The organism is Rhodococcus sp. (in: high G+C Gram-positive bacteria), assembly GCF_049299235.1.
Taxonomy (GTDB): domain Bacteria; phylum Actinomycetota; class Actinomycetes; order Mycobacteriales; family Mycobacteriaceae; genus Rhodococcus.
In genome coordinates, this window is the sequence record NZ_JBAQXC010000317.1 from 1 (window position 1) to 8,360 (window position 8,360).

8 protein-coding genes are annotated in these 8,360 nt (G+C 69.8%); 2 read left to right on the forward strand and 6 right to left on the reverse strand.

Annotation, left to right across the window (positions count from 1 at the left end; translation table 11 throughout):
* The 6 genes from mnmA to WAX14_RS19525 form a co-directional block, all read right to left on the reverse strand.
* Nucleotides 1-1,042: tRNA 2-thiouridine(34) synthase MnmA (mnmA, locus tag WAX14_RS19500; RefSeq protein WP_422629699.1), on the reverse strand; the 1,042-nt coding region annotated here is incomplete at its 3' end.
* The gene (locus WAX14_RS19505) at nt 1,039-2,292 is read right to left on the reverse strand and encodes a cysteine desulfurase family protein (RefSeq protein WP_422629700.1); all 1,254 of its coding nucleotides are present in this window, start codon (nt 2,290-2,292) and stop codon (nt 1,039-1,041) included. The genes mnmA and WAX14_RS19505, both read right to left, overlap by 4 nt.
* Nucleotides 2,293-2,338: 46 nt before the next feature.
* Nucleotides 2,339-3,199, reverse strand: a complete 861-nt coding sequence (locus WAX14_RS19510; protein WP_422629701.1) for a lysophospholipid acyltransferase family protein — start codon at nt 3,197-3,199, stop codon at nt 2,339-2,341.
* Complete coding sequence (locus WAX14_RS19515) at nt 3,196-4,044, reverse strand: GNAT family N-acetyltransferase (protein WP_422629702.1); 849 nt, start codon at nt 4,042-4,044, stop codon at nt 3,196-3,198. Before WAX14_RS19515 ends, WAX14_RS19510 begins: the two co-directional genes overlap by 4 nt.
* 159 nt (nt 4,045-4,203) lie before the next feature.
* Nucleotides 4,204-5,163: an electron transfer flavoprotein subunit alpha/FixB family protein gene (locus WAX14_RS19520; RefSeq protein WP_422629703.1), complete on the reverse strand. Its 960-nt coding sequence runs from the start codon at nt 5,161-5,163 to the stop codon at nt 4,204-4,206.
* 46 nt (nt 5,164-5,209) lie between these two features.
* Nucleotides 5,210-5,995: an electron transfer flavoprotein subunit beta/FixA family protein gene (locus WAX14_RS19525; protein ID WP_422629704.1), complete on the reverse strand. Its 786-nt coding sequence runs from the start codon at nt 5,993-5,995 to the stop codon at nt 5,210-5,212.
* 246 nt (nt 5,996-6,241) lie between these two features.
* On the opposite strand from WAX14_RS19525, the gene WAX14_RS19530 reads away from it, so the two are divergent.
* Both WAX14_RS19530 and WAX14_RS19535 read left to right on the forward strand, forming a co-directional pair.
* Nucleotides 6,242-7,021 carry a class I SAM-dependent methyltransferase gene (locus tag WAX14_RS19530; RefSeq protein WP_422629705.1) on the forward strand — a complete coding sequence of 260 codons (780 nt, stop codon included), beginning with the start codon at nt 6,242-6,244 and terminating at the stop codon, nt 7,019-7,021.
* A gap of 50 nt (nt 7,022-7,071) precedes the next feature.
* Nucleotides 7,072-8,360: 1,4-alpha-glucan branching protein (locus tag WAX14_RS19535; protein ID WP_422629706.1), on the forward strand; the 1,289-nt coding region annotated here is incomplete at its 3' end.

Consider the following 8,360-nt stretch of genomic DNA (forward strand, 5'->3'; position numbering starts at 1 on the left):
CCATGTCCCCGGCCGGATCCGGCCGATACAGCACGGCAGCCTGACCCGCAGCGACACCGGTGAGCGGTTCGCGCAGGGTGATCTCGAACCCGGCGCCGACGGCTTCGGCGACGGCGGGGGCGATCCCGCCGTGCGCGCGGACCTGCACGACGCATTCGAACGGGCCTTCCGGTGCGGTACCCGACGTCCACACCGCGCGTTCGGCGCTGATCGAGCGCACCTCGAGATGTTCGGCCGACCCGACCTTCACGGTGCCGCTGTCCGGGTCGATCCCGGTGACGTAGCGGGGACGCCCGTCGGGACCAGGTCCGGCGATGCCGAGACCCTTACGCTGACCGATCGTGAACCCGTGCACACCTTCGTGTTCGGCGAGCACCGCGCCGGAATCGACATCGACGACCTTGCCGGGTCGCACACCGATGCGAGCACCGAGGAACGCGCGGGTGTCGCCGGACGGGATGAAACAGATGTCGTGGCTGTCCGGCTTGGTCGCGACCGCGAGTCCACGCTCGGCGGCTTCGGCGCGGATCAGATCCTTCGGGGTGTCTCCGACCGGGAACATCGCGCGCGACAACTGTTCGGCGGTGAGCACCCCGAGTACGTACGACTGGTCCTTGTCCGCGTCGACGGCGCGGCGCAGGACACCGTCGTGCAGTTGCGCGTAGTGGCCGGTCGCGACCGCATCGAAACCGAGCGCGGCGGCACGGTCCGCGAGCGCCGCGAACTTGATCTTCTCGTTGCAGCGCAGGCACGGATTCGGGGTCTGGCCCGCCGCATAGGAGGCGACGAAATCGTCGATCACCTCTTCTTTGAAGCGGTCCGCGAAATCCCAGACGTAGAACGGGATGCCGAGCACGTCGGCGGCACGCCGGGCATCACCGGCGTCCTCCTTCGAGCAGCAGCCGCGTGAACCGGTGCGCAGTGCGCCCGGCGCTGTCGACAACGCCAGGTGCACACCGACGACCTCGTGCCCGGCGTCGACGGCGCGCGCCGCGGCCACCGCCGAATCCACCCCACCGCTCATCGCCGCGAGAATCTTCATTGTCCGTCACCTCCACGACCGGTCGCGCTCGCCAATCCGGCGGCGCGAGCCCGTTCCACCACCTGCGGCAGTGCCGCAATCACCGCGTCCACGTCACTGCGGGTCGACGTGTGCCCCAACGAGAACCGCAACGATCCCCGCGCGATCCGCGGATCGGCGCCCACCGCGACCAGCACGTGACTGGCCCGGGCAACACCCGCGGTGCAGGCGGACCCGGTGGAACATTCGATTCCCGCCGCGTCGAGCAGCATCAACAGTGAATCGCCTTCACAACCGGGGAACGTGAAATGCACGTTGCCGGGCAGCCGATCCGCACCGCGCGGTCCATTGAGCACCGCGCCGGGGACAGCCGCCTCGATTCCGGCGATGAGCGCATCGCGCAGCGCACCGAGCTCGACGGCGGTCGCGTCGAGACCCGCGGTCGCCGCACGCAGCGCCGCGGCCATTCCGACGATCGACGCGGTGTCCTGGGTGCCCGAGCGGATGTCTCGTTCGTGCCCACCGCCGTGGGCGAGCGGCACGCACGGCACCTGGCGTCCCAGCAGCAGCGCACCGACACCCTGCGGACCACCGAACTTGTGCGCCGCGAGTGTCAGCGCGGACAGGCCACTGGCCGCAAAATCGACCGGCAGATGTCCGACGGCCTGCACGGCGTCACTGTGGATCGGGATGCCGAACCCGGCCGCGACGGCAGCGAGTTCGGTGATCGGCATCACGGTGCCGATCTCGTTGTTGGCCCACATGACGGTCACGAGCGCGGTGTCGTCGGCGTGTTCGGCCAGTTCGGCTCGCAACGTCTCCGGGTCGACACGACCCGCGGTATCGACGGGCAGCCACGTCACCTCGGCGCCTTCGTGGTCGACGAGCCACTGCACGGCGTCGAGAACCGCGTGGTGCTCCACCGCGCTCGCGATGATCCGTGTCCGCCGCGGGTCCTGCGCGCGGCGGGCCCAGAAGATGCCCTTGACCGCAAGATTGTCGGCTTCGGTGCCGCCCGAGACGAACAGCACCTCGGACGGGCGAGCGCCGAGATCGGCGGCGATGGATTCGCGGGCTTCCTCGATGCGGCGGCGGGCGGCGCGGCCGGACCCGTGCAGCGACGAGGCGTTGCCGACCGTCCCGAAGACCTGCGTCATCGCCTCGATCGCCGCGGGCAGCATCGGGGTGGTCGCGGCGTGGTCGACGTACACGGTGTTCGGGACGCCTGTTGTCTTCGGGGAGCCGGCTGCGCCGGTGCTGGACGAGGTCATGACCGGTCCAGGATAGCGGGTGCCGGCGGGTACCCTCGTCCGCTCGTCAGGCGGCGACCGCGACCGTGATCGGCATCGCACTCGGCTCGCCGCGCACCGCGCGTTCGCACCGGGCGGCCAGGTCGTGGCGATCGGTGCCGGGTTCCTGCAGGGGGGCGAGCACGACGTCGGCCACGGTGCCGCGGTGCCGCAGCAGCCTGCGGATCGCGTCGCCGATGGTGTCGTCACCGACGAACGCGGGAGCGGTGCCGACGGCGCCGCTGCCGTCGAGGTACCGCAGTCGCACGGGCTGGACGGGGCAGTCGGCGTCGACGGCGGCCTGGAACAGTGCCGCGCGGAACCGGCCGTGGGCGCGTCCGCACCACGTGGTGCCCTCGGGGAACACGGTGACGCGATCACCGGATTGCAGTCGGGCGCGGATCTGCGTGACGATTCCGGGCAGTTCCCGCAGCTTCTCGCGTTCGATGGGGATGACCCGCATGCGTCGCGCGAGTGTTCCGAGCGCACCCCATCCGAGCAGGTCGGCGCGGGCGACGAAGCCGGACGGCGCGATTGCGGTGAGCACCAGCACGTCGGTCCAGGACACGTGCGGGGCCACGACGAGTACGCCCCCGTTCGTACTGCTCCTGTCGGTGCCGCCCGGCTCATCCGTGGTCCGGAGATCGGTGACCGTCAGCCGCAGGCCGGCGCACCGGCACAGACTGCGTGCGCAGCGCTGTAGCAGTGCCGCGCGGGCGGCGACGGGGAGCAGCGACCCGGCCACGAGGATCGGCGCCGCCATCAGAATGGCGACCACGGAAAGCCACCGGCCGGCGTAGGTGATGAAGTTCACATTCTCTTGGTTGCGTGGCAGACATCCGGTGCCGCACGGGCTGGCGGGCATCCAGGGGTGGGCGCGGACGTTCATGCCGGCACCCCCGCGGCGCGATCGGCCTGTTCGGCGGCGCCGCGCAGCCGCTCCAGATAGCGCTGGTCGGCGCCGTTCAGGCTCAACAGGGCCACAAAATCCGCGACCCCGAAGTCCGGGTCGTGGGCGGGTTCGCCGCAGATCCGGGCGCCGAGCCGCAGGTAGCCGCGCATCAGTGGGGGCAGCACGGCGCGGATGGGGCTGTCCTGCCCCGGTCCTGTCGCCGGTACCGGCACCGGCACCGGACGCAACGGGCGTACCTGCTGGTCGGGGTCCGCAGCGTGGCGGGACAGCACGACGTCGCGCACGGCGAGTGCGTTGGCTCCGGGCACCTCGCCGGGATGCGAGCGCATCGGCACCGACACACAGCCGAAGACCCAGGTGTGGCCGGTCAGTTCCAGGTATCGCAGGATGCCCGCCCACATGAGCGTGAGCACCGACCCGGAGCGGTGCGCCGGGTCGACGCAGGCCCTGCCCATCTCGACGGCGCCGAGACGGAACGGGTCCAGCACACTCAGGTCGAACTCGGTGGCGGTGTAGTAGCCGCCGGCGGCGCGAGCGGCCTCGGGCGAGAGCATGCGGTAGCAACCGACGGTGGTGTCGGTGTGATGGTCGTGGACGAGAACGTGGTCGCAGTATTCGTCGAACCGGTCTTCGTCGAGATCGCCGGCGCCTGCGGGCAGCCGGAATCCGGGTTCGGTGGCGAACACGCGCCGGCGGAGGCGTTGCGCGGCCTCGCGGTGTTCCGGATCGGTGGAGACGAACAGGGAATAGCGCGGTCCGGACAGGACCGGCGCAGAACGGAGACGGGGACGGGGACTGGCGAGTACCGACGTCATGGTCATGGTGCACGTTGTATCGGGCGGGTGCGGCAGTCCGGCGGCACCGCGATGACGTCGGGATGCACCGCCGGTGAACACCTTTCGCCCGGATACACCACGGCCCCGCTCCGGTAGATCGGAGCGGGGCCGTGATCGAGCCGCGTGTGCTCGAGTGGGCCGGCGTCAGCCCTTGTGCTTCTTGACGGCTTCGGTCAGCTGCGGGGCGACGTTGAACAGGTCGCCGACCACACCGAAGTCCGCGATCTCGAAGATCGGGGCTTCCTCGTCCTTGTTGATCGCGACGATGGTCTTCGAGGTCTGCATGCCGGCGCGGTGCTGGATGGCACCGGAGATGCCGAGCGCGACGTACAGCTGCGGCGAGACCGTCTTGCCGGTCTGACCGACCTGGAACTGGCCGGGGTAGTAGCCGGAGTCGACGGCAGCACGCGAGGCGCCGACAGCGGCACCGAGCGAGTCGGCGAGCGGCTCGATGACCTCGTGGAACTTGTCTTCGGAGCCGACACCGCGGCCACCGGAGACGACGATCGACGCCTCGGTGAGCTCGGGGCGGTCGCCGCCGACGATGGGCTCGCGCGAGGTGACCTTGACGGCGGTCTCTTCCTGAGCCGGAACCTCGACGGCGACGCGCTCGGCGGCACCCGCCTGCGGCTGGGCTTCGACGGCACCGGGTCGGACGGAGACGACCGGAACCTCGCCGTTGGCCTTCGCCTCGACGGTGAACGCGCCACCGAAGATGGAGTGGACGCCGGTGCCGTCCGCCTTGACCTCGATCACGTCGACGAGCAGGCCGGAGCCGATGCGCGCGGCGAGGCGGCCCGACACCTCTTTGCCCTCGACGCTCGCGGCGGTGAGCACGGCGGCCGGGCCGGCGGACTCCACGAGCGAGGCGAGCACGTCGACCTTGGGGGTGACGAGGTAGCCGTCGATGTCGTCGGACTCGGCGGCGTACACCTTGACGGCGCCGGCCGCGGCGAGCGCGTCCTGCAGCTTGTCGGCGGTGCCTGCCGGGCCGGTCACGACGGCGGCGGGCTCACCGAGCGCACGCGCCGCGGTGATGAGCTCGATGCTGACCTTCTTCAGCGCGCCCTCGGCGTGCTCGACGAGCACGAGTACTTCTGCCATTGCTTCTTTCTCCCTTGGTATGTCTGCTGTGTTCGCGGGGCGCGGATCAGATGATCTTGTTGGAGACGAGGTATGCGGCGATCTTGCTGCCGCCGTCGCCCTCGTCAGCGACGCGCTCGCCAGCGGTACGTGCAGGCTTCGGGGTGACACCGGTGACGGTGGTGCCCGCGTTGGCGACGCCGAAGATCTCGGGGTCGAGACCGATCTCGGCGAGGGTGAGGGTCTGCACTTCCTTCTTCTTCGCGGCCATGATGCCCTTGAAGGACGGGAAGCGCGGCTCGTTGATCTTCTCGGTGACCGAGACGATGGCCGGGAGGGAGGCTTCGAGGCCGAAGACGCCCTCGTCGGTCTCGCGTTCGCCGGTGGCCTTGCCGTCGGCGACGGTGAGCTTGCGCAGGTGGGTCAGGTGGGGCAGACCCAGGTACTCGGCGATGATCGCCGGAACGGCACCGGCGCGACCGTCGGTGGCCTCGTTGCCCGCGATGACCAGTTCGATGCCCTCGATCTGGCCGAGCGCGGCGGCCAGGGCGTACGACGTCTGGATGGCGTCGGAGCCGTGCAGGGCCGGATCGTTGAGGTGGATGGCCTTGTCGGCACCCATGGACAGCGCCTTGCGGATGGCGTCCGTCGCACGATCGGGACCGGCGGTGAGGACGGTGACCTCACCCCCGTCGCGCTCCTTGATGAGCAGGGCCTCTTCGACGGCCCGCTCGTTGATCTCGTCGAGCACGGCGTCGGCGGCCTCACGGTCGAGGGTGTAGTCGCCGTCGGTGAGCTTGCGCTCGGACCACGTGTCGGGGACCTGCTTGATCAAAACGACGATGTTCGTCATGGGCCTACGTCGACCTCCTGTTGTATCGCTGCCTTTGGATCGGCGAGGCGCTGCCTGAACCGAGCACTCGTGTTTTCGCACGGGGTGTGCGTTAGATTACCTCACACTAAGTTACCCGCCGGTAACTTAGCAAGAGTTCCGGTTCACCATAACCACACGGAGGGAACGAGACGCCTGTGATGTGAACCACCCCGAACGACGACCACCCTGAACGACGAGGAGAACAGTGCGTCTACTCTCGGGGCGGTGAACGACTCCACCGTCCGCGCCGACGAAGCGCAGCACCTGCCCCTCACGGGCGAGCGAACCGTGCCCGGCATCGCCGAGGAGAACTACTGGTTCCGCAGGCACGAAGTGGTCTACCGCGACCTGCTCGCACGGTGCACCGGACGAACCGTCCTCGAAGCCGGCTGCGGCGAAGGCTACGGCGCCGACATGATCGCCGACGTCGCGCACCACGTCATCGGACTCGACTACGACGACGGCGCCGTCGCGCACGTGCGCGCGCGCTACCCGCGCGTCGACATCCGGCAGGGCAACCTCGCCGACCTGCCCCTCGACGACGCCTCCGTCGACGTCGTCGTGAACTTCCAGGTCATCGAGCACCTGTGGGACCAGGCACAGTTCCTACGCGAATGCTTCCGCGTGCTCGCCCCCGGCGGCGAACTGCTCGTGAGCACCCCCAACCGGATCACCTTCTCCCCCGGCCGCGACACCCCCCTCAACCCGTTCCACACCCGCGAACTCGACGCCGCGGAACTGACCGACCTGCTCATCGAGGCCGGCTTCCGCGTCGAACTCGTGACCGGAGTCCACCACGGCCCGGCGCTGCGCGCGCTCGACGCCAAGCACGGCGGATCGTTCATCGACGCGCAGATCGAACGCGCCCTCGCGGGCGAACCGTGGCCCGCCGACCTGACCGCCGACGTCACCGGTGTGGACGTCGCCGATTTCACCCTCGACCCCGAAAACATCGACGCCAGCCTCGATCTCGTCGCCATCGCGGTGAAGGACCCGGCACGGTGACCAGCCGCGCGAACTCGACGGGGGGTGCCACGGCCGGCCGGGAGCCGGGCATGTTCGCGCTCGTACTGCACTCGCACCTGCCGTGGCTCGCCAACCACGGCCGGTGGCCGGTCGGCGAAGAATGGCTCTACCAGTCGTGGGCCGCAACATATCTGCCGGTCACCGACGTGCTGCATCGCCTCGCCGCCGAAGGCCGCACCCGACTGCTCACCCTCGGGGTGACGCCCGTGCTCGCCGCGCAACTCGACGATCCACACTGCCTGACCGGGATGCACCACTGGATCGGCAACTGGCAGTTGCGCGCCCACGAAGCCGCAGGCATGGCCGAGCAGTCCTACCGCGATCTCGGCGCCCGCGAACACCGCCTCTCCGCCGAATCCCTCGACCAGTTCGAAACCCGTTGGCGCCACGGCGGTTCCGCTGTCATCCGCGGACTGATCGACGCCGACGCCATCGAACTGCTCGGCGGACCGCTGGCACATCCGTTCCAACCGCTGCTCGATCCGCGCCTGCGCGCCTTCTCACTGTCGGAAGGCCTGCACGACGCGCAGGCCCGCTGGCAGCACACACCCCGCGGAATCTGGGGACCCGAGTGCGCCTTCACCCCCGGCATGGAAACCGGATACGCGACCGCCGGCGTCGAGCACTTCATGGTCGACGGTCCCGCACTGCGCGGCGACACCTCCCTCGGCCGGACCGTGTGGGACTCCGACGTCGTGGCGTTCGGCCGCGACCTGCACGTCTCCTACCGCGTGTGGTCACCGAAGTCCGGTTACCCCGGACACGCCGCCTACCGGGACTTCCACACCTACTGCCACGACACCGGTCTCAAACCCGCCCGGGTCACCGGCCGCACCGTGGCGTCCGCCGACAAGGCGCCCTACGATCCGGATCTCGCGTCCGCGACGGTCGACACACACGTCGCCGACTTCGTCGCGACCGTCCGTAAACGGCTGCGCAGCGAGTCCGCACGGATCGGCCGGGACGCCCTCGTCGTCGCCGCGTTCGACACCGAACTGTTCGGACACTGGTGGTACGAGGGACCGATGTTCCTCGAACGGCTGCTGCGGGCCCTGCCCGAGGCCGGCATCGACGTCGGAACCCTCGCCGACGCCCGCGACCGTGGCTATGTCGGCGCCCCCGTCGAACTGCCGGACTCCTCGTGGGGGTCCGGCAAGGACTGGCGGGTGTGGGCGGGCGACCAGGTCCAGGATCTCGTGCGACTCAACGACGAGGTCGTGCGGACCACCCTCGACACCATCGACAAAGACCGCGTCACCGCGGCACCCGGCCTGCCCGCACTGCGCAACCGCGTCCACGACCAGATGCTCCGCGAGAC

Coding starts and splice junctions, on each gene's coding strand:
- WAX14_RS19505 (WP_422629700.1), bottom strand. CDS start 2,292: ATGACCTCGTCCAGCACCGGCGCAGCCGGCTCCCCGAAGACAACAGGC.
- WAX14_RS19510 (WP_422629701.1), bottom strand. CDS start 3,199: ATGAACGTCCGCGCCCACCCCTGGATGCCCGCCAGCCCGTGCGGCACC.
- WAX14_RS19515 (WP_422629702.1), bottom strand. CDS start 4,044: ATGACCATGACGTCGGTACTCGCCAGTCCCCGTCCCCGTCTCCGTTCT.
- WAX14_RS19520 (WP_422629703.1), bottom strand. CDS start 5,163: ATGGCAGAAGTACTCGTGCTCGTCGAGCACGCCGAGGGCGCGCTGAAG.
- WAX14_RS19525 (WP_422629704.1), bottom strand. CDS start 5,995: ATGACGAACATCGTCGTTTTGATCAAGCAGGTCCCCGACACGTGGTCC.